Consider the following 19,653-nt stretch of genomic DNA (forward strand, 5'->3'; position numbering starts at 1 on the left):
ACCCACAATGAAGTGCGAATGAAGATGGACGGAGAGCTTGAGCTTACTTGGAAGGGGGGACGAGCTGGCGTTGCTCCTCGGCGGTTAATTCGCGCCATTGACCTGCGCTGAGGCCTAAATCAGTCAGTTTGAGGCCACTGATGCTGACGCGGATGAGGCGGAGAGTGGGGAAACCGACGGCGGCGGTCATGCGGCGGACCTGGCGGTTTTTGCCCTCGGTGAGAGTGAGTGCGAGCCAGGAGGTCGGAATATTTTTGCGGAAACGGATGGGGGGATCGCGTGGCGGATGAGCAGGCTCGGCGTCGAGGCGCTGGGCTTTGCAGGGCAGTGAGCGGAAGTCTTTGAGGTCGATGCCGGAACGGAGTTTTCTCAAAGCTTCGTCGGTTACGGTTCCGTCCACCTGGGCGTGGTAGGTGCGGGGATGGGCGTGGCGGGGATTGAGGAGGCGATCGTTCCAGCGGGCTTCGTCGCTGAGCAGCAGGAGGCCTTCGGAATCGCGATCCAGCCGGCCGATGGCGTACACGTCTGGCGGGAAACCGAACTCGGCCAGGGTGCGGTGGGAGGGGTGCTCCTGAGTGAACTGGGAGAGGACGTCGAAGGGCTTGTAGAAGGCGAGGAGCATCTACTTCGATCTCAGCGTTGCGAGCTGATGCTCAAGTTCGTTGCGGCGCTGTTGGTAGCTGGCCTGTGCCGATTTGTGAGCCTCCCCTTTGAACACGCCCGAGATGCCTGCAAACAGAGCGAACAGGCCCATGCCGACTGGCACGAAGAAGAAAATACCAGGCACGCGATTCGAACTGGTGAGTGAAGCCATGCTGAAGCACACGGCCGCGAAGAAGACTGTGAACGCGAGGCCAAACCAAGGATTGCCTGGGGCGCGTGGTCCTCTGCGGCTGGGTTCCATGGAATTCATCTGCTCAATGCCCCATTCACGATCCAGTTTCTCAATTTCATTTTGCAATGCAATGACCTCCAGGCTCTCGGCCATCTTGCCGGTGTTTTCGGCGATCTTGGCGACTTCCTCGGTGAAGATGGAGCTTTCGGTGCGCTTCACCTCCAGGCTGCTGTGGCAGAACTGACAGGTGACGAAACGGGTGGCGTCGGAGACTTGAAGCGGAGCGCCGCAGTGGTTGCAACGGACGGAGAGCGTTTCCATGCCGCGAGGCTAGCGGGAGCGCTGAAGATTTTCAAGGGTGGTTCCAAAACGCATCACATCTTCTAATGCGAGGCGCTTTTGCTCGAACTCCTCCTCGGTCATGCGGCGGGGGATGTGATGGGGTTTGTCGAAGACGAGGGTGACTTTGGAAAAGGGCAGGGGCAGGAGGAATTCATCCCAGGTCTTAAACTGGATGGCGTGGCTGTAGTGCATGTGCACGGGGATGATGGGCACGCCTGTGAGCTGGGCGAGCTTGACGATGCCAGGCTGTACACGATGCAACGGGCCACGCGGGCCATCGGGGGTGATGCCGATCTCGTAGCCTTCACGCGCCTTGGCGGCGAGGGCGATGAGGGCGCTCATGCCTTTCTCGGGCTTGGAGCTGGAGCCGCGCTCGGCTTCGATGCCGAAGCTCGCGCAGACATCGGCGATGATCTGGCCGTCTCCGCTGGGGCTGGTGAGAATGGTGCCCGGAACATTGGCGAACCACTCATGGTGCAGCCAGGGGATGAGGAACATGCGGTTGTGCCAGAAGGACCAGATCCAGCCTTTGCGCGTGGCATCAAAGACTCCGGCGTCATCCCGCACCTCCCAGCGCAAAGTCGAGCCGATGCAGCGCATGATTCCTGCGATGATCTTGCCTGCGGATTTGATGCGGATTTTAGCCATGAGTGTGAGCTCACTGCATGGCGGTGTTATGATGGATGGTCAAGGTGAGGGATGCCGGATCAGGGCATGAAAAAGGCGGGAGACTTCTCCCGCCGCGGTTGGATGGCTCATGCTGGCCAAGCCGGCTACTTCTTGAGGAAAAACAGGAGTCCCAAGGTGAGCAGACCAGTGACGAAGGTTCCGATGCCCACCCCGAACATTGCCGTGGAGTCGGTGGAACCGCCGACGACGATGGCGCTGTCTTGAATTGCGGAAGGGAGGTAACGCACCTTGGCCAGCGGATCCGTGACAGAGGTGTCGCTGGCGTGGGCGGAGAAGTAGTTGGAGGTGACTTTGAAGGTCTGTTTTACAGGGGCGGCGTTTTGCGGGGTGTAGGAAACATCAAACTGGTAGTTGCTGTTCTTTCCTCTCTTCCACTCCCCGCCTTCGATAATGCCATCCACCGTGACGCCTTCCTTTTCCAACCGGGCCAAGCGCTCTTTCTCCTGATGGCCGTTGTAGGCGAAGAAGGGGCCGGCGATGATTGCAATGGCTGAGTACAGCTTGATTTTGGTGGATGTTTCCATGTGAATTGGTGGAATTAGGCCGCCGTTTTATCCAAATCAGCCGGAAGGGTCAATGCGAATACTCTTAGATTAAAATCCTTAAACGGACTTGACCAATTCGATCACCGAACGGCCATCTTCACGGCGGAAATCGACGTGGTCGAAGATTTCGCTGATGACATGAAGACCAAGGCCGCCGATGCGGCATTCGATCGAGGGTGGAGCAACGAGCTTCTGAAAGTCCTCGTTGGTGATGCCTGCGCCGTAATGCTCAATGAGGATGCGAACGGAGTCCGGGCCTGATTCCATGCGGCAGGTGGCGGCACGCTCGGTGCTGGTGGAGCAGTAGGCGTATTTGCAGATGTTGCTCATCACTTCGTCACAGCCGAGAACGAGGAGGCCGGTGAATTCATCGTTCAGGCCATGGTAGGCGGACCATGTCTCGATGAACTCACGCACGAGGCGCAGCGTGTCGGGATGGCAGGTGAGGGAGATTTCTTCCGGCGCTGGTGGCGTGTGATCTGTGATCGTCAGGACGGTGGCGTCGTCCTGATAGCTGGAGTCGTCGGCGAAAGTGTGCCACTGTTCGACGAGGTGATTTAAGAATCCTTCGCCGCCATGAGTGTGCTGCATGGCGGCGGCGAAGGCTTTGTCTTCGAAGTATTCGCCGGAGCTGTTCTGAACTTCGAGAATGCCATCGGTGTAGAGCATCCACTGGCGGCCGGTGCTGAAGGGGAGCGACATCTCCGCATAGCGTGCGGCGCATGAAATGCCGAGCGGCGCATTGCCTGGGGCGGGGACTTCTTTCCAAGCCTTGCCGTCGAAGACCTGCGCACCTGGAAGGCCGGCGCAGCAGAGCCAGACACGCCGTGTCTTTGGGCAAACGAGCAGGGCATTGATGGCGATGAAGCGGCCTGCTTTCATCACGCCACAAAGGCGTTTGTTTAACGTCGCCATCCATTCGGCGAGATTCATGGAGACGCAGAGATGCGCGGTGGAAGCGATGAGCGTGGTGCCGCGTGCCATGTCGAGAGCTGCGGGCAGGCCCTTGCCGCAGACATCACCGACTCCAAGAAGGATTTTGCCGTCGTCGATCTGGTGCCAGAAATAAAAGTCGCCGCCGACTTCGCTGGCAGGCTCATAGAAGGTCTCGACCGCCACGTTTCCGAGGCGCACCTGGGGTGCGGGGAGGAAGGAGTTTTGGATCTCGGTGGCGAGCGAGAGCTGCTGACGGTTCTCGGCTTCCTGAATGGCTTTCTTTTGCGATTCGAGGCGGATGAGTGTGACAGCGATGAGGCTGCCAAAGGTTTCGAACATTTCCACATCCTGCGGGGTGAAGGATGCACCATTGTTTGGATTGATGGCCTGCATCACGCCGAGGGAACGATCGCCATCGAGAAGAGGAATTGTGACCATCGCACGGGTGACGAGTTCGGACTGGTCGGAGACTGGGCGAAAGTGACGCGGATCGTTGAGCGCGTCCTCGATGTTGACGACCTTTTGGGTCAAAAAAACATCTCCCGCAATGCCTTTACCTTTGGGGACGCGCACATGCATCGCGTTGATGGGATCGAGTGTGGAATATATGCGGAGGTCTTCGCTGGGGCCATCAGGAAGGAGGACGGAACATACCTCGCAGTCCATCACCTCACGCGAGCGCTGCAGGATGTGTCTGGCGAGTTCGACGAGATTTTGAGTGCTGCTCAGGCGGCGTGCGACATCGAGCAGGACGTTTTGGCGGGAGGTGATGGGCTGGGGATTACTCACGGCGTTTGAAGAGTTCGAGGAGGCCCTTTTTCTTTTCTTCGGGAGTGGCGCTTTCAGGGGGCATGGGATTGCTGGGGACCGGTTTCGTGCCTGATTCGAGTTCTTTGATACGCACGGGGTAGGGATCATGGGTGCGGCGCATGTGCTCGATGAGCTGCTCCTTGGTGGGGACGTCATTGGCTTTGCTGCCAAAGATCAGGCGGCTGGGTTTTCCGGCGAGGGTGCCGGTGATGTATTCGCCCCAGATGACGAGGGCGTTCATCTCTTCCATCAGCGTGTTGATTTTGCGCATGGTGGTGTCGAGATGCTTTTCCAAGCCGGGATTTGAGGCAGTGCCACTGCCCGCGAGCAGGCGGTGGAGATCGGTGGTGATTTCTTCGACGCGTGCCTTTAGGCCGGGCTTGCCATCCGTGCCTGAAAAGGTCTGATTGAGCTCTTTGGAAAAGCTTTCGAGGTTGGCGAGGATGGTGTCTGCGCGAGGGGCGAGACCTTTGTCTGCCGAGCCCTTCGGGCCTTTGACGAGTTCCTGAATGCCCGTGGCGGTGTCTTCGAGCTTGTCGGCCACGGCATTGATCTTTTGACCGAAGCCGGGTGTTTTGCCGTCGCCGGTGAAGGTGATTTTCAGCTCCTGAGTGAAGGCCTCGATGTTGGCGAGGGAGTCGGTGATTTTTTTGGAGGCGTCGCCTTTGCCGAGAGGATCGGTGATCTTTTTGAGATCGGCGGTGATGTCACGGATGTTGGCGAAGATGGCATCACCGCCGGGGATCATCATCTCCAGCAGGCTGCCGAGGCTGGTGGAGGTGAGCCGCGCGCCATCGGCCAGGAGGCCGTCTTCGTCATCGAGGCGTATGAGCGCGATGTGTTTTTCGCCGAGCACCGACTCTGCACTGATGATGACCTTCAACCTGGAAGGGATGGGGGCGGGAGAGAAGACCTCGATGTGGACGCGGACGGTGTTGCTCTCAAGGATGCGGTCGGCGGGCGCGAGGTGCTCGATGCGATCAACGACACCGATGTGGTCGCCCGCGAAGAGCACGCTGGTATTGCGGTGGATGCCGGTGACATCGGCAAAGTCCACGGAGAAGCGCATGTGCGGTTTGCGCCAGGGATCGCCTGAGATGGCGAAGATGAGCGCGCCGAGCAGCATCAGGGAGCAGAGAATGACCAGGGTCGCCACGGTGGCATCTTGCTTGTTTTTCATGACTTGAAGGATTGAATGGCTGAGCGTGAATACGTGCCGGTTTCGTTGAGGCCCAGAAGTGTTTCGCGGTAAAGCACTTCGCCGGAGTCGTCGCTGCCATCGCCCTGAGGATCACCGTTGATGAACTGCTGGACGGCGGGGTGGGGATGCGCGCGGATTTCTGCGGGCGTGCCGGCGGCGATGATCTTGCCCTGATTTGGGCCGGTGCCGAGCATGATGATGCGGGTGCCGATGCGGAAGACGCTGTTCATGTCATGCGTGACGACGACGACGGTGGCGCCGATCTTTTGGGTGAGGCGCTGAGTGAGTTCATCGACCACGGCGGTCATGATGGGATCGAGGCCGGCGGTGGGTTCGTCGCTGAAGACCAGAGGTGGATCCAAAGCGAGAGCGCGGGCGAGGGCGGCGCGTTTCTTCATGCCGCCGCTGATCTCGGAAGGTTTTTTGTGACCATGGCCGGTGAGGCCGACCTGCTCGAGCTTCATTTTGACAACGGTGTCGATCAGGCCGGTGTCGAGCTGAGTGTGCTCATTCAAGGGGAGGGCCACGTTTTCAGCGACGGTGAGGGATTGGAGCAATGCGCCGGATTGAAAGAGCATGCCGTAGCGGCCGCGCAGCTTGCGCATGGCATCCGCATTCATGGTGGTGATCTCCTGGCCGAATATTTTGATACTGCCGGAGCTGGGTTTTTCGGTGCCGATGAGGTGGCGCAGCAGAGTGCTTTTGCCACAGCCGCTGCCACCCATGATGACGAAGGTGTCGCCTTCATAGACCTTGAAGCTCACGCCGTTCAGGACTTTCTGAGATCCAAAATGGCGCACGAGCGAATCGACCTCAATGATCGGTTCGCGGGTGGTCAGGTCTGGTGAGGAGTCTGTCATGAATGACACTCAGTTAACGTCGATTCGCAGAGGGGCTGGGAGTTGTTGGAGCGGTGTGTGATTGCGGAGCGAATGCGCGGCGGGGCTCCATGCAGACGCTGCTGGTGGGCGCGAGATGTGGCGGAGTGCAGGGTTTGCTTTCCGAATAGGACGGCCATACCCAGGGTCGCCTCGCCAAAGCTCGGCTGACCCTGGGCTATGTTCCGCAGCCCCTTTGGGGCTGGTGGAGATGCGGGGGCGGAAGGCCAAAAAGGGCGATGGTCTTGCCCGGTGGTGAGCCGTGGGTGGAAGGCCAACGGAGTCCGTGAGAGCACCAGCGGTTTGACGCGACTCAGCGACAAGTTCCAAAAATGAATGGAACACCGCTTTAACTGAGATGTGTGCGAGTCAGGCATCAGAAAAAGAACAGGGCGGTGAGGAGGGCGTTGGCGATGAAGACGCTGAGCAAGGAGACAACGACGGAGCGGGTGGTGGCGAGTCCGACACCCTCAGCGCCGCCGGAGACATTCAAGCCGATGCTGCAGGCGATGGTGACGATGAGCACGCCGAAGACGCCGCTTTTGAGGAGACCGATGCCGATGTCACTCAACGCCACATGCTGCAGCGCGTGAGTGACGAAGAAGGCGGTGGACATGTGCAGGGAGAAATGGCCGATGAGCCAGCCGCCGGCGAGGCCCACGTAGATGCTGAACACTGTGAGCAGGGGCAGCATGATGACCATGGCGAGAAAGCGTGGAACGATGAGCCATGACATGGGGGGGATGGCCATGACCTCAAGGGCTTCGATTTCTTCGGAGACCTTCATGGTGCCGAGTTCTGCCGTGACGGAGGAACCGCTGCGGCCGATGACGATGACTGCTGTGACCAGCGGTGCGAGTTCGCGAATGAGACTGGAGGAGACGAGTCCGGGGACAAAGGCGGTGGCACCGAGCTTCGCGAGCTGAGCGGCCGATTGCATGGCGAGCACGACGCCGATGGTCAGGGCGGTGAGCGCTGACATGGGCACGGCATGGACGCCAATGCGCACGATCTGGGCAAAGGTGTGGCCGATGCGCCAGCCTCTGCCGCGAAAGGGAGCGACGAAGAGCCAGTAGAGCAGGCTTCCGCACAGTTCGAAGTATTGGCGGAATGCTTCGGTCATGGGCGGAGCTGAAAGGGACTAACGTTTGCTGGTCAGGTCGGGGGCATTCAAAGCGGCCTCAACCGTGGGCAGATGGGTGATGAAGTCGCCGAGACGCACGATTTTGAACGAGGCATCCACTCGGCCTTGAATGCCGGCGAGCGCAAATTCCGTGCCCGCTCCACTGGCGTGTTGAAAGTATTCCACCACGACGGCCCAGACGGGGGTGTTGACGAAGGTCACCTTGGTGAAGTCGATGATAAGGCGTTTGACGCCGGCCTTCATCTGCTCGCGCACGACTTTTTGGAATTCGGGCACGGTCGCGAGATCGGCATCGCCCTCGAGTTCGATGACGACGGCGTTGGGGTGGGTGCGAACGGTTGGTTTCATGAAGGTATCAAGCGATCAGAGCCAGCCGGTTTGATTGAGGCGGCCGGTGAGTTCCATCTGCCGTTCCAATTGTGCGGCATAGAGCGCAGCGTTTTCGGCATTGGGTTTGCAGCGGGTGGATTCATCGAGCGTGACGAGCCGGGCGCAGAGCTGCTCGTAGCTGACGCGTTCAGTGCCGCCCTGATTGGCGTGGGCATAGGCGGCCTGGATGGCTCCGCCGAGTGCGGCGCCTTCGCTGGTGCTGAGCGTGACGACTTCGGCATTGAAGCAGTCGGCGGCGATCTGACGCCAGACGCTGCTCTTGCTGCCGCCGCCGGTGAGGCGGATTTCAGTCGGGTTCATGCCGAGATCACGGAAGCGTTTCAAACCGTAGGCGAGACCGAGAGTGGCGCCTTCCACAGCAGCGCGGGCGAGATTGGCCGGGGCCATGTTGGTTGGGCGGAGGCCGTGGATGACACCCGTGCCGTTGGGCAGGTTCGGGGTGCGTTCGCCATTGAGGTAGGGCAGGAACATCACGCCGTCCGCACCGACGGGAGCGGTTTTCACGGCGGCTTCGAGCTGACGCAAATCCCAGCGGAACATCTCGCGCACCTGTTCGGTGACGACGGTGACATTCATGGTGCAGACGAGTGGCAGCCATTGATCGGTGCTGTCACAGAACGCGGCGACTTCGCCCTGGCCATCAACCACGGGGGAGCTGGCCACGCCATAGAGAGTACCGCTGGTGCCAAAGCTTGCGGTGACGACGCCGGGCTTGATGTTGCCGGTGCCGATGGCGCCCATCATGTTGTCACCGCCGCCGGCGCTGATGATGACATCGAAATTCAGGCCCCATTTGACGGCGAGATCTTTGCGGATGGTGCCGTGAACGGATTTGGAGGAGCCGAGCGGTGGCAGCATGGCGCGCACGCTGGGGTCAATGTAATCGCAGATTTCATAGGCCCACTGGCGGGTGTTCACATTGAGGATGCCCATGCCGGAGGCGTCTCCGTATTCCATGCGCTTCACGCCGCTGAGCCAGAAGTTGATGTAGTCGTGCGGGAGCAGAATGGTTTTCGTCTTGGCGAAGTTCTCGGGTTCGTTTTGCTTGAGCCAGAGCAGCTTTGGAATGGTGTAACCGGGCAGCATGGCATTGCCCGCGACGGCGATGACGCCGGGCTGACCGCCGAAATGATGGGCGATCTCGGCACACTGGGCCTGGGTGGAGGTGTCGCACCAGAGCTTCGCGTGGCGGACGGGTTTGTCATCTGCGCCAAGAGCCACGAGGCCGTGCTGCTGGCCACTGACGCCGATGCCGGCGATTTTGGCCTTGTCCTTGCCGATTTGTTCGAGGCACTGCTGCACGGAGGCATCCACTGCATCCAGCCATGACTGCGGATCCTGTTCGAGATGCCCTGGAGGCAGGCCCTCAATCAATTCATAGGAGCTGTGGCCGGTGGCCAGGATTTTGCCCGAGTCGAGGTCGAGTACGATGGCCTTGGTGCTCTGCGTGCCGCTGTCGATGCCGAGGAAATACATGAATGGAAGGAGGGTTGGGGGCGGCGAAAGGTTTACGGTGGGAAGGGAGGGCTGGTCAAGAGGTCAAGCGTTTAAGAATCGGTCATAATTCGTGCAGATTCAGTCATGCAAGGGAAGTCAATCCTTTGACTGAATGTTCCCTGATTTCTTGATGGCGCGCATGAGCCGCCAGCCGAAGAAGAGGGAGACCGCATAGCCCAGGGCGCCGAAGATGGAGACGTCGTAGAACAGCGGGGCGGCCTGGCGGCTCCAAAGCTCGCTGGAGCCGAGAAAGATCGCGGCGGTGAGGATGCCGAGGACGAGACGATTGACGATGGGATCGAGGTGGCGGTGGTCGATGTGCACCGTGAACGAGCCGTCGCGGAAACGGGCGAGCATGTCGGTGATATCGCGAGGCAGTGCGGTGAGGAGACGATTCCACACGCGGAAGGAGCGGCGGGCACGTTTGGCGATGCGGCCGGGTGAGAACCGGCGCAGCATGAGGCGCGTGCAGTAGGGCTGCATCAGCTCGGCCAGACTCACGTCCGGACTGAAGCGGCGCGAGGTGCCTTCCAGCACGATGAGAGTCTTCAGCAGCATGGCGAGGGACGGAGGCAGCACGATGTGGTGACTGCGGATGATTTCGACGAGGCTGCTCAAGGCCGCGCCGACGTGGATCTCATTGAGCGGATGGCCGGTGTAATCGGCCATGAACTCCTGCAAATCAGCACGCAGCTTTTCGCGTGAACAATCGGACGGCACGGCACCCAGGCGCAATACTTGCTCGGCGACGAGCTCGGAATCGTTTTCGACGATGCCGAGGAGCAGGGCCTCGACTTCATCACGCAGATCTTCATCGATGCGGCCGACCATGCCGCAGTCGATGACACCGACGATGTTGCCGGGGAGAAGGATGAGGTTTCCGGGATGGGGATCGGCGTGGTAGAAGCCGTCGCGGAAGACCATTTCGAGATACATGTTTGCGCCGCGTTTGGCGAACTCGCCGAGATCCACGCCGGACTGTTGCAGCGCCTCGATGTCGGTACCGATGATGCCCTCCAGGCGCTGCATGGTGACGACTTGATGTGAGCAGAGTTCGTTGAAGAGCTCGGGGATGCAGACGGTCGGGTCGTCGGCGAAGTTGCGGGCAAATTCCTCCTGATTCTGCCGCTCGTAGGTCAGGTCAAGCTCACGCAGCAGGGTGCGGCGGAACTGGCGCACGACAGCCAGCGGCTGGTAGGAGCGCAGGGCGGGCGAATGCTGTTCCAGGAGCTCTGCGAGCGCCTGCACGATCTCGACATCCGTGGCAGCCTGTTCGGCCACGCCTGCACGGCGCACTTTGACGACGACGCTATGACCCGTGTGAAGACGGGCGGCGTGGACCTGGGCGACGGAAGCGGCGGCGAGAGGGGTGTCTTCAAAGGTGGCAAAGAGCTGCTCGATCGGCTGGCCGAGTTCGGATTCAATCGTCGCACGGGCCACGGCGGAGGGGTCTGGGGGCACGTTGGCTTGAAGCTGGGAGAGCTCTTCGGTGAGTTCAGGGCCGAGCAAGTCGGCGCGAGTGCTGAGCATCTGGCCGAGCTTGATGAAGGTGGTGCCCAGCTCCGTGAGGGCCATGCGCACACGCGCTGCCTGAGTGACGCCCGCGGTAATCGACTGGCCATCAGCGCTTTTGAGGCGATCCTGCAGCCAGGCGTATTTGAAGCCGCCAAACAAATCCGCCAGACCATACTTGCCGAGCACGGCGGCGATTTCCGCGATGCGCTTGGCATAGCGTTCGAGACGGGCGAGGGCATCAATCTTCATTCTAACACAACCTCCACACGAATAAGGGGTCTGACAATGCGGAATGCTCACTCTTGGCTGGCGGTTTTAGCAGGCTTAGGTATCCATGGGCATGAGCACTCCCAAAATTCTCGCCTTTGCGGGCAGCACCCGCAGCGCATCGTATAACAAGCAACTTGTGCGTTTTGCGGCGGAGGCCGCACGTGCCGCCGGGGCCGAAGTGACGCTGGTGGATCTGCGCGACTACCCGCTGCCATTGTTTGACGGAGATTTGGAGGAGCAGCAGGGGCTGCCTGAGAACGCGAAAAAATTGAAGGCTATCTTTCTTGCGCACGATGGCCTGCTGATTTCTTCACCGGAGTACAACAGCTCGATCACCGCCGTGTTGAAGAATACGCTGGACTGGGTTTCCCGTGGTGAGACGGATGATGAGCCTGCGCTTGCGGCCTATCGTGGCAAAACGGCTGCTTTGATCAGCGCCTCTCCTGGTGCGCTGGGCGGTTTGAGGGGGCTGGTGCATCTGCGTGCGATTCTGGGCAACATCGGCGTCATTGTCCTGCCGGATCAGGTGGCTGTGTCCAAGGCCTATGAAGCCTTTGATGACAAGGGCGGGCTCAAGGATGAACGCACGGCCAAACAGGTGACAAGAGTGGCGCAGGGGCTGGTTGAGTTTTTGAAGAAGCACGTGGCTTGAAGGGCGCGCAGGCAAAGGCGTTGATCGTGAGTTTTGGAGCTGGCGGCACGCTGACCGCGCGGCGGAGCTCTTTGCAGACGCTGCTGGTGGGCGTTGTATGTGGCGAAGGCGTTGGGTTTGCTTCCCGGTCGGTGCGTGCTGACCCAGGGAAGCACTCGCCAAGGCTCGGCATCCCTGGGCTATATTACGCAGCCCTTTCAGGGCTGGTGTGGGCGCGGGTGGAGTGGGGGAAGAGATAGGTGTTCTTGCATTAAAGCGCCGAGTGACTGGCGGCACGGACCGACGGCAACTTGTCTTAACTGAGTGCCATTCATGCCTGGGCTACCAGTCAAAAAACAGCCGCGCATAGACGGTGCCGGAGCAGACCCTATAACTGGAATCCTCCTGGGTGGAGGAGGACTTGGTGTAACTGCCGATCACGTCCAAGGCGAGGTGTTTCAGCGGCTGCCAGGTCACGGTCATGGTGGGGGTCCAAAGGGTGTCGGTGCGGACGACATGGATGAACTGTTCGATGGAGTACTGCACCGAGGGTGTGAGGTAAAGCCTGTGTCCTTTGAAAGGCACAAAGGTTACGCCCAGGTTGAAATTGTGCTTGTGCTTGTTGGGCACAAAATCGGTGGGGCTGCCGTTGTTCTGATAGAAGTACTCATAGCTCCAGGAGGGAGTGAACCATGGCCGGCAGAGCCAGGAAAACTCCGCTGCTGCCCTATAGGTGTAAGAGTCCAGCGTGCGTGCTCCGGTTGCGCGGTTGAACAGGCGTGAAAACTCCCAGCTCAGGGGCAGATTCATGTCCAGCTTCTTATCGAAGAAGGTGCGGTCATAGCTGAGCATCTGCTGAAAGGTGCTGGAGGTGAAATCCTCCACGGCATTGTCTGCCCTGCCGTAGTAGAACCACGATTCGTCAAAGCTGTTGGACAGCGTCCAGTGTTCACCGAAGTCCGCTTCGATGGAGATGCCGGCAAACTGGGCATATTGCGTGTCCGACTGCGCATCCTCCTGGGTGTTGAAGACGTTGTTCGTCACTGAGAACATGGAACTCGTGCGGAGCTGCATGGAGAGAATCTGGCTGAGTTTTTCATACCATCCCATGCCAGCGGAGGCGGCTATCGACTGAACATCCTCCTGATCTCCGGCCATACCAGACCGATGGAAATTGAGCCGGGGCAGCAGGCGGAGACGTGACTGGATGATGTTGGAGCGGTGCGGACGAGTGGCCGCTTCCAGGAGGTTTGTCAGGGCGGCCAGCGACAGAAGAATGATGACCTGGGTGCGCATTCTTAAAATCAGCTGACCTGAGGTTCGGATGTAGGGTGCTTTGCTCCGGTTTATTTCTTTTTGGAACCGGATGCCAGCGCTTGTTTTTCAATCAAGCGCTGGGTTCTTTGCTGCTGAGACAGCATGCCGATCCGTTGGAAGCTGCCACCTGCGGTCAGATCTATGCGCCGCTGGAATGCCATGATTTTGGCCTGAGGCGGAGATTGGCGACGATTACCGACTTTTGCCGGCCCCGGCAGTTGCTTTCGTGCCGGGGCCACGGGTGCGCTCGGACTTGATGGGAATGGGGGCGAGCTTGATGGTCTCGACTTGAACAACAAGAGGAGGGGAGACGCTGGATGTGTCCGTGGCGGTCTCACCTTCCGCTGCTGCTGGTGAATGACGCAGGGATGCGATCCTGGCCTGCAGTTCGGCAAGCTCGCGGCGGGCGGCTTCGATCTGGCCGGGAAGCTCCGCGTGCTGGCCGTTCGTGGCTTTGGGGGCGTCTTCCTGAGCGGAATTGCGTCTGGGAGGAGCCATTTGCGATCCGCCCTGAGAACTGTTGGACTGAGCGTCGCGGTAGCGCTGCTCGACGGCAGCGAGGCGTTGTCTGGCATCGACAAGCTGCTGTTTCGTGGCAACGAGATCCTGATTAAGCTGTTCCAATTCGGCGCGCTGTGCCCGGGCATCTGCGATGCGTTTGGTTTCGGCGGCAAGTTCGGCAGCGCTTGCGGCGATGCTTTTTTCACATGCGGCGAGTTCGGCCGTGCGCGAGGACAGTTTCTTTTCGCATGCGGCCAGGTCCTCCTGCAGGCGCTGCAGTGAACCTTCGGCGGCTGCGCCTTTCTGCTCCAAGGACATGAGGAGTGCTTCGAGATCTTTGACGGCGGCCTCTTCACGCTGGTGTTTGGCGCTGAGCGTCAAGCTGGCGGCGTTGAGCGAGGCGTGTTTGGCCTCCTCTTCCACGATGCGCTTTTCATGTTCAATGATCTGCTGACGGAGGGAGTTTAACAATGACTCGTCCTGTTCGCACTCATCACGCACCTGTTTGAGGCGGGCCTCGGCCTCGTCTTTTTGAGCCGCGAGATCTACAATCTGCTGCTGAGCTTCGGCCGCGGTGGCGGTGAGACGCTGGACCTCGGTGGACTTCTCGTAATGCTGGGCATTGAGGCGTTCGAGGGCGGCCGTTTTGTCGGCGTGCTGACCGGTGAGGGAACTGATGGTCTCCAGCCACTCGCGATGGGCGGCTTCAGCCTGCTGAACGGCGGCTTTCGCGGGCGCGAGCTTTTCTTCCTCCGCCTGCAGTGATTCTACGCGGGAGAGATGCAGGGCACGTTCCTTTTCAGCACGCTGCTGCCAGTCGCGCAGCTCTTTTTCAGCGGCGGCGACCTCGGACTTGAGCCGTGATTTCTCCGCTTCCAAATGGGCCACGGCTTCCACAAGGGCGTTGTCGGGAAGCACAGGGGCGGGTGGAGGCGAGGGAGGAGCAGGTTCGGGAGCTTCCAGAGTCGGCGCTTCAGATGCGGGAGCTTCAGGTTCAGGAACGGAAGCCGGAGGGGCAGGCTTTGAAACCGCAGGAGCGACGGGTGTTTCTACGACGGACGGGCTTGTGGCCGGATGTTCAAGATCGAGCGTGCCAACGAGAGGGCCAAAGGCGATCGTATCGCCGTGGAGCAGGGTGCAGCTAAGCTGGCGTTCGCCATTGACGAAAGTGCCTGCGGAGGATTTCAGATCAAAAACCTGCAGGCTGCCGTCCGCGTTTTGTACGATCTCAGCGTGGTGAGGTGAAATGCGCTCGTCATCGACCACAATATCATTGCCCTCGTCACGTCCGAGGGTGATGTGTTCCTTGAGAGGAACCACCACTTCTTGTCCGTCTTCGAGAACGAAAGTGAGTTTGGCCATGGGGTGTTTTGCGGTGAAACCAGCGCAGCAAAGTCGATGAAGCGCGTGGAATCAATCGGGCATTTGTTTCCAAGGCAAAATGAATGCAGGATTAGTGCCTCAATCCGCAGTTTTTTTGGTCATGCGGTCAATGGCAGCCTCAAAATTTTTGAGCTCGGTGTGGGCGAGATCAGCCTGCTGGCGGAGTTCGCTGCGCTGGCGTTCTGCCTCGGCGATGTCGGCACGCAATTCGGCGAGCCTGCGTTCCAGTTCGCCAAGCCGTTCACGCCGCTTTTCCTCTTCGGCCTGGGAGATTTCGATGTTGTGCAGCAGGGCGTGATGACGCTCCTGCTCCTGCCGGATTTTAGCTTCCAGGTGGCGGCTCTGCTCACGCATCATGGCTTCAGCCGCGAGATTGCCGCGATGCGGTGATTCGTGGCGTGTGCGCTCAACGCGAAGTTGTTCGAGGCGGGACTCCTCGCGATGAACGCTTTCACGCAGATGGCTGAGGCGCGAGCGCAGTGTGGATTCCTGTGTGGTGCCGGGCGCCACCGTGCTGCTGGTGCGGCCTCTGACGGGGGCTTCGGCTGTCACAGGTTTGATGATGGCATTCGTACCATGAGGTGGTTCAGGCGTGCCTGCATGCGCCTGGGTGCGTGCGGCGGTGATGAGCTCGTGAAGCCCTGCCTTTTCCCTTTCGATTTCATGCCAGAGGTCCCGTGCTTCGGCGGAATCCTGCGGCAGCGTGGCGAGGCGGGCGTAGAGCTGATCCATGGCCTCTTTCCAGTCTCGCAAAGGCTGGAGCCGGGAGAGGAGATCCGCCAGTTCGCCGCGGGCGGCTTCGAGGCTGGAAGTGAGTTGCTGCTGCTGCGCGGCGTGTTCTTTTTCCGCCTCGGCGGCCAACTGACGGACTTCCTCAAAACGAGTGCGGTGACTGCGCTCGGCAGAACCAAGCTGCGTGAGTTCGGTCCGCAGATCATTTTCGCGGGCATGCAGGACTTCGATGCGGCCCTTCGCGGCACTTTCTTCCCCGGAGAGTGTGTTGATGACGGATTTTTGCTCTGTGATCTTTGCTTCAACTGCTGCAGAGGTGGCTTTCACCTCTGCCAGGCGGGCTTCTTCGGTGGCGAGGTGAGCCTGGGTGCCTGTGAGTTTTTGCGCGGTTTCTGCGAGGATCTGGCATTGCTGTTCGAGGTCGGCTCGGCGGGCTTGAGTTTGCCCCAGCTTCTGCGTTTCGGCGGCTAGCTCGGCGCTGCGGACGTTGAGGTCTTTCTCTCGTGCAGCGAGTTCATCCTGAAGGGTCTGCAGGGCCTCCTCAGCTTGCTTGCGTGAAGCAAGGGCCTCGCTCGCAGCTGTGGCGGCCTGCTGGTGGGATTTCTGCAGCGTGGCGATGCGGGATTCGAGATCGCTGGCTGCGGCGGTGGAGCGCTGATGATCCAGTTTAAGGGCTGCAATGGCTGCATTAAGCGCGGCGTGCTGTGTTTCAGCTTCACGGCACTGGGTGCGGGCCTGCAGGAGTTTTTCTTCCGTGCCGCTAAGTTCATGGATGTGCGCCTCAATTTGGGCGCGCTGGTGGGCAAGCTCCTCCAGCTTTTTTTCAGCGGCCTTCAACTGGTCGGCACGGACCTCGGCGATTTCCCGGGTCTCCCTGCCGCGAGCTTCGAGTTCGGCGATCTGGCCGCGCAAAGCGTCGAGAACGGATTCGTCACGCACGCTTTCAGCGCGGATTTGCTGGAGGTGTGCCAATGCCTGATCCCGGTGGGTGGTGAGTCCTTCGAGTTCATGCCTGAGAGCAGCTTCGTCTTGGCGGAGACGGTGCAGATCTGCGGCTTTCTGCTCATGGTCGGCGGCGAGGCGTTGCAAGGCGGTGGTTTGCTCCTCGTGCCGGGTGGTCAGTTTTTGGATGGACTGAAGCCACTCTGCATGCGCTGACTCGGCATCTTGAACCGCCGTCTGGATGGGGACCAGGCGTTCCTCTTCCGCGCGTAGAGATGCCATGCGGGCAAGGTGAGCGGCATGCTCTGCTGCTGAACGGGTCTGCCACTCGCGCAGCTCCTTTTGCACGGCACGCAGTTCGGATTCGAGACGGGCTTTTTCGGATTCAAGTCGAGCGGCTGCCGCTTGAAGTTCGGTGTGCTTGAGTGCGTTGGAGTCTTGTCTGCCGCCTCGGTTGCGTTTGCGGGTCGCGATTTTGCCGGCTTTGACCGGCTGGTCGATGGTCACCGCCTGGGTTTCATCTCCTGCGGGGCCGTGAGCGACAGAATGGCCGTTGGCTGAATGATCGGAGAGATCGAGCACGGCGGTGAGCGGACCGAAGGCCAGCTTGTCGCCATGCAGGATGGTGCGGCTGCGGATGCGTTCGCCATTGACGAAGGTGCCTGCGGTGGAATTGGAATCAAACAACTGGATGCTGCCGTTCGCGTTGTGAACCAGTTCAGCATGGTGTTTTGAGATGCGCTCGTCATCGACGACTACGTCGTTGTCTTCCCAGCGCCCGACGGTCATATGATCCGCCAGGGGGACCACGATTTCCTGGCCGTCATCGAGTACAAAAGTGAGTTTTGCCATGGCGTCTGAGGATGTCGAGACTGCGGGAGATACGAATGAAACCCGATTTCGTGTCTTGAATCAATGTTGCATTTGTTTCGATATCGCAATCGTGTCCGGCCATGCATTCTGAAGCCGAAGCCCACCTCTCCAAGCGCTGCCCGGTGATGCGCCGTCTGATCAAGGCCCATGGTCCATGCCTGCTGGTGCCTCAGAAACGTTCGCCGTATGAGGCGCTGGTCAGCGCGGTGGCGCACCAGCAGCTGCATGCAAACGCGGCAGAGGCGATCTTGAGACGCTTCAAGGCTTTGTTTCCCCAGGTGCGCTTCCCACAGCCTGAACAGGTGATGGGCGCCACGGATGAGGCGCTGCGAGGCTGCGGCTTTTCCACGGGGAAGATGCTGGCCATTCGTGACATCGCCGCGAAGACGATCAGCGGACAGATCCCCAAACGTGCAGCGGCGCTGAAACTCGATGACGAGGAATTGATCGAAAGGCTCGTCGCGGTGCGCGGGGTGGGGCGCTGGACGGTGGAGATGCTTCTCATTTTCACCCTCGGCAGGCCGGATGTGTTTCCCAGCGATGACTTCGGGGTGCGCAATGGCTGGCGCGTGGCGAAGAAGCTCGATGAGATGCCGAAGCCGAAGGAATTTAGGGCCCTGGCGGAACGCTGGCAGCCGCACCGGACCCTGGCGGCGTGGTATCTGTGGCGGGCGGCGGATGCGGCGAAGCTCTGAGGGGCCGGGATGGCGTACCGAAACGTGTCATTGCTAATAGCCCTATCGGCGGCTAAGGAAGGGGCACATGTCTTTCAAAGCTCTCGGCCTCGACCCGAACATCCTCACTGCCATCGAAGAAGCCGGTTACACGGAACCCACCCCCATCCAGGCTGCGGCTATTCCGGTGGTCATCCAAGGTGGAGATGTGATCGGCATCGCGCAGACCGGCACCGGCAAGACGGCGGCTTTCACCCTGCCGATCCTGACGCGCCTGACTTCGAATCCCGTTCCACAGGGGCAGCGCCGCCGCACACGTGTGCTGGTGCTGGCACCCACTCGTGAACTCGTGGCGCAGATCGAGGAAAATGTGCTGGCTTATGCCCGACATCTGCCGCTGAAGATCGCCAAAATTTATGGTGGTGTCGGCGAAAAGCCGCAGAAGGACGCCCTGCGTGCCGGAAGCGACATCGTCATTGCCTGCCCGGGCCGGTTGCTCGATTTGATGGAGCAGCGTTGCGCGGATTTCTCGCAGCTTGAATATCTGGTGCTGGATGAGGCTGACCGCATGCTGGACATGGGCTTCCTGCCGGACATCCGCCGTGTGATCAATCAACTGCCGAAGAAGCGGCAGACGCTGATGTTTTCCGCGACGCTGTCGAAGGAAATCGAAACGCTGACGCATGAGTTTCAGCGTGCGCCGAAGATCGTGCAGATCGGCAAGCGTGCGAATCCGGCGGAGACGGTGACCCAGCTGGTTTATGAGGTGCACAAGCATCTCAAAATGCCGCTGCTCTCGCACCTGCTGAAGGATGAAAAAATGCAGATGGTGCTGGTCTTCAGCCGCACAAAGCACGGCGCGGACAAGATCGCCAAAAAGCTGGAATCGACCGGTGTGAAGTGCGCGACGCTGCATGCCAACCGTTCGCAGAACCAGCGCCTGCGCGCGCTGGATGATTTCAAGACCGGCACGGTGCGCGTGCTCGTGGCCACCGACATCGCCGCGCGTGGCATTGATGTGGATGGCATTTCGCACGTGGTGAATTTCGACTTTCCGCACATCGTGGAAGATTATGTGCACCGCATCGGCCGCACAGGCCGTGCGCAGGCCATTGGTGATGCGATCAGCTTTGTCTCGCCGGACGAACTGCCCGATGTGCGCAAACTGGAACGTTTCATCAATCGTGGCCTCGTGCGCAAAAAAGCGGAAGGTTTCGATTACAACGCCGCACCCCAGCCGTTCATCGATGAACGGCCGGAGCGCCGGGAACAGCGCTCATCGCAACAACGCCGCCCGCAGGGTGGTGGTGGTCGCCCAGGTGGCGGCGGTGGTGGACAAGGCGGAGGCCGGCCCGGTGGATTTGGTGGCGGTCGTCCAAGCGGCTCAGGTGGTCAGGGAGGCCAGGGTGGTGGTGGACGTCCGGGGGGCGAGCGTCGCTCTTCGGCGGGTCCAGCGCCTCGGCAGCCAGCTCAGATGCCGCAACAAAACACGACTCCTGATGGCGCAAGGGGTCTGTGGAAGCGGCTGACGGGGAGGTAAAAACAAA

Annotated in this window: 18 protein-coding genes; 3 read left to right on the top strand and 15 right to left on the bottom strand. The window is 60.1% G+C overall.

Translation table 11 applies throughout. The features are described 5' to 3' along the window. Nucleotides 1-43: 43 nt before the first annotated feature. From AC24GY_RS02085 to AC24GY_RS02135, 11 genes are all read right to left on the bottom strand, one after another. Nucleotides 44-622, bottom strand: coding sequence for a pseudouridine synthase (locus AC24GY_RS02085; RefSeq protein WP_422323309.1), 579 nt, complete (start codon nucleotides 620-622; stop codon nucleotides 44-46). Continuing rightward, nucleotides 623-1,156: a hypothetical protein gene (locus AC24GY_RS02090; RefSeq protein ID WP_487679866.1), complete on the bottom strand. Its 534-nt coding sequence runs from the start codon at nucleotides 1,154-1,156 to the stop codon at nucleotides 623-625. It lies immediately after the preceding gene. A 9-nt stretch (nucleotides 1,157-1,165) separates the two neighbouring features. Beyond that, a complete protein-coding gene (locus AC24GY_RS02095) occupies nucleotides 1,166-1,825 on the bottom strand; it encodes a lysophospholipid acyltransferase family protein (RefSeq protein WP_422323313.1) in 660 nt (219 codons plus the stop codon). A gap of 125 nt (nucleotides 1,826-1,950) precedes the next feature. Further along, on the bottom strand, nucleotides 1,951-2,391 hold the full coding sequence (locus AC24GY_RS02100) for a hypothetical protein (protein ID WP_487679868.1): 441 nt from the start codon (nucleotides 2,389-2,391) through the stop codon (nucleotides 1,951-1,953). Between the two features lie 78 nt (nucleotides 2,392-2,469). After that, nucleotides 2,470-4,137 carry a SpoIIE family protein phosphatase gene (locus AC24GY_RS02105; RefSeq protein WP_487679870.1) on the bottom strand — a complete coding sequence of 556 codons (1,668 nt, stop codon included), beginning with the start codon at nucleotides 4,135-4,137 and terminating at the stop codon, nucleotides 2,470-2,472. Next, nucleotides 4,130-5,338 carry an MlaD family protein gene (locus AC24GY_RS02110; protein ID WP_487679871.1) on the bottom strand — a complete coding sequence of 403 codons (1,209 nt, stop codon included), beginning with the start codon at nucleotides 5,336-5,338 and terminating at the stop codon, nucleotides 4,130-4,132. The genes AC24GY_RS02105 and AC24GY_RS02110 overlap by 8 nt, the downstream gene beginning before the upstream one ends. Continuing rightward, nucleotides 5,335-6,219 carry an ABC transporter ATP-binding protein gene (locus AC24GY_RS02115; RefSeq protein WP_487679873.1) on the bottom strand — a complete coding sequence of 295 codons (885 nt, stop codon included), beginning with the start codon at nucleotides 6,217-6,219 and terminating at the stop codon, nucleotides 5,335-5,337. The genes AC24GY_RS02110 and AC24GY_RS02115 overlap by 4 nt, the downstream gene beginning before the upstream one ends. Nucleotides 6,220-6,613: 394 nt before the next feature. After that, nucleotides 6,614-7,360 carry an MlaE family ABC transporter permease gene (locus AC24GY_RS02120; RefSeq protein WP_422323323.1) on the bottom strand — a complete coding sequence of 249 codons (747 nt, stop codon included), beginning with the start codon at nucleotides 7,358-7,360 and terminating at the stop codon, nucleotides 6,614-6,616. Between the two features lie 18 nt (nucleotides 7,361-7,378). Beyond that, nucleotides 7,379-7,729 (bottom strand): STAS domain-containing protein, encoded by a 351-nt coding sequence (locus tag AC24GY_RS02125; protein WP_422323325.1) that lies wholly within the window; start codon nucleotides 7,727-7,729, stop codon nucleotides 7,379-7,381. 15 nt (nucleotides 7,730-7,744) lie between these two features. Further along, nucleotides 7,745-9,247, bottom strand: a complete 1,503-nt coding sequence (gene xylB, locus AC24GY_RS02130) for a xylulokinase (RefSeq protein WP_487679876.1) — start codon at nucleotides 9,245-9,247, stop codon at nucleotides 7,745-7,747. A 117-nt stretch (nucleotides 9,248-9,364) separates the two neighbouring features. Beyond that, a complete protein-coding gene (locus AC24GY_RS02135) occupies nucleotides 9,365-11,032 on the bottom strand; it encodes an ABC1 kinase family protein (protein WP_487679878.1) in 1,668 nt (555 codons plus the stop codon). Between the two features lie 91 nt (nucleotides 11,033-11,123). On the opposite strand from AC24GY_RS02135, the gene AC24GY_RS02140 reads away from it, so the two are divergent. Next, entirely contained in the window at nucleotides 11,124-11,705 is a 582-nt protein-coding gene (locus tag AC24GY_RS02140) for an NADPH-dependent FMN reductase (RefSeq protein WP_487679880.1), read from the top strand. A gap of 321 nt (nucleotides 11,706-12,026) precedes the next feature. Here the strand turns inward: AC24GY_RS02140 and AC24GY_RS02145 are convergent, their stop codons facing one another. The 4 genes from AC24GY_RS02145 to AC24GY_RS02160 form a co-directional block, all read right to left on the bottom strand. Beyond that, nucleotides 12,027-12,980 (bottom strand): hypothetical protein, encoded by a 954-nt coding sequence (locus tag AC24GY_RS02145; protein ID WP_487679882.1) that lies wholly within the window; start codon nucleotides 12,978-12,980, stop codon nucleotides 12,027-12,029. A 50-nt stretch (nucleotides 12,981-13,030) separates the two neighbouring features. Continuing rightward, a complete protein-coding gene (locus AC24GY_RS02150) occupies nucleotides 13,031-13,162 on the bottom strand; it encodes a hypothetical protein (RefSeq protein ID WP_487679884.1) in 132 nt (43 codons plus the stop codon). A gap of 31 nt (nucleotides 13,163-13,193) precedes the next feature. Beyond that, a complete protein-coding gene (locus AC24GY_RS02155; RefSeq protein ID WP_487679886.1) occupies nucleotides 13,194-14,864 on the bottom strand; it encodes an FHA domain-containing protein in 1,671 nt (556 codons plus the stop codon). A 99-nt stretch (nucleotides 14,865-14,963) separates the two neighbouring features. Beyond that, entirely contained in the window at nucleotides 14,964-17,411 is a 2,448-nt protein-coding gene (locus AC24GY_RS02160) for an FHA domain-containing protein (protein WP_487679888.1), read from the bottom strand. A 101-nt stretch (nucleotides 17,412-17,512) separates the two neighbouring features. Here AC24GY_RS02160 and AC24GY_RS02165 point away from each other — a divergent pair, with 101 nt between their 5' ends. Together AC24GY_RS02165 and AC24GY_RS02170 are read left to right on the top strand one after the other, a co-directional pair. Further along, entirely contained in the window at nucleotides 17,513-18,127 is a 615-nt protein-coding gene (locus AC24GY_RS02165) for a DNA-3-methyladenine glycosylase family protein (protein ID WP_487679890.1), read from the top strand. A 67-nt stretch (nucleotides 18,128-18,194) separates the two neighbouring features. Beyond that, a complete protein-coding gene (locus AC24GY_RS02170; protein ID WP_487679892.1) occupies nucleotides 18,195-19,646 on the top strand; it encodes a DEAD/DEAH box helicase in 1,452 nt (483 codons plus the stop codon). Nucleotides 19,647-19,653: the final 7 nt, after the last annotated feature.

The sequence above is a fragment of the Prosthecobacter sp. Pr1 genome (assembly GCF_057652315.1).

Bases quoted from the DNA above. Each gene is read 5' to 3' on its own strand.
- AC24GY_RS02135 (WP_487679878.1), bottom strand. From the start codon at position 11,032: ATGAAGATTGATGCCCTCGCCCGTCTCGAACGCTATGCCAAGCGCATC.
- AC24GY_RS02160 (WP_487679888.1), bottom strand. From the start codon at position 17,411: ATGGCAAAACTCACTTTTGTACTCGATGACGGCCAGGAAATCGTGGTC.
- AC24GY_RS02115 (WP_487679873.1), bottom strand. From the start codon at position 6,219: ATGACAGACTCCTCACCAGACCTGACCACCCGCGAACCGATCATTGAG.
- AC24GY_RS02165 (WP_487679890.1), top strand. From the start codon at position 17,513: ATGCATTCTGAAGCCGAAGCCCACCTCTCCAAGCGCTGCCCGGTGATG.
- AC24GY_RS02100 (WP_487679868.1), bottom strand. From the start codon at position 2,391: ATGGAAACATCCACCAAAATCAAGCTGTACTCAGCCATTGCAATCATC.
- AC24GY_RS02170 (WP_487679892.1), top strand. From the start codon at position 18,195: ATGTCTTTCAAAGCTCTCGGCCTCGACCCGAACATCCTCACTGCCATC.
- AC24GY_RS02090 (WP_487679866.1), bottom strand. From the start codon at position 1,156: ATGGAAACGCTCTCCGTCCGTTGCAACCACTGCGGCGCTCCGCTTCAA.
- AC24GY_RS02150 (WP_487679884.1), bottom strand. From the start codon at position 13,162: ATGGCATTCCAGCGGCGCATAGATCTGACCGCAGGTGGCAGCTTCCAA.
- AC24GY_RS02125 (WP_422323325.1), bottom strand. From the start codon at position 7,729: ATGAAACCAACCGTTCGCACCCACCCCAACGCCGTCGTCATCGAACTC.
- AC24GY_RS02120 (WP_422323323.1), bottom strand. From the start codon at position 7,360: ATGACCGAAGCATTCCGCCAATACTTCGAACTGTGCGGAAGCCTGCTC.
- AC24GY_RS02085 (WP_422323309.1), bottom strand. From the start codon at position 622: ATGCTCCTCGCCTTCTACAAGCCCTTCGACGTCCTCTCCCAGTTCACT.
- xylB (WP_487679876.1), bottom strand. From the start codon at position 9,247: ATGTATTTCCTCGGCATCGACAGCGGCACGCAGAGCACCAAGGCCATC.
- AC24GY_RS02140 (WP_487679880.1), top strand. From the start codon at position 11,124: ATGAGCACTCCCAAAATTCTCGCCTTTGCGGGCAGCACCCGCAGCGCA.
- AC24GY_RS02095 (WP_422323313.1), bottom strand. From the start codon at position 1,825: ATGGCTAAAATCCGCATCAAATCCGCAGGCAAGATCATCGCAGGAATC.
- AC24GY_RS02110 (WP_487679871.1), bottom strand. From the start codon at position 5,338: ATGAAAAACAAGCAAGATGCCACCGTGGCGACCCTGGTCATTCTCTGC.
- AC24GY_RS02145 (WP_487679882.1), bottom strand. From the start codon at position 12,980: ATGCGCACCCAGGTCATCATTCTTCTGTCGCTGGCCGCCCTGACAAAC.
- AC24GY_RS02155 (WP_487679886.1), bottom strand. From the start codon at position 14,864: ATGGCCAAACTCACTTTCGTTCTCGAAGACGGACAAGAAGTGGTGGTT.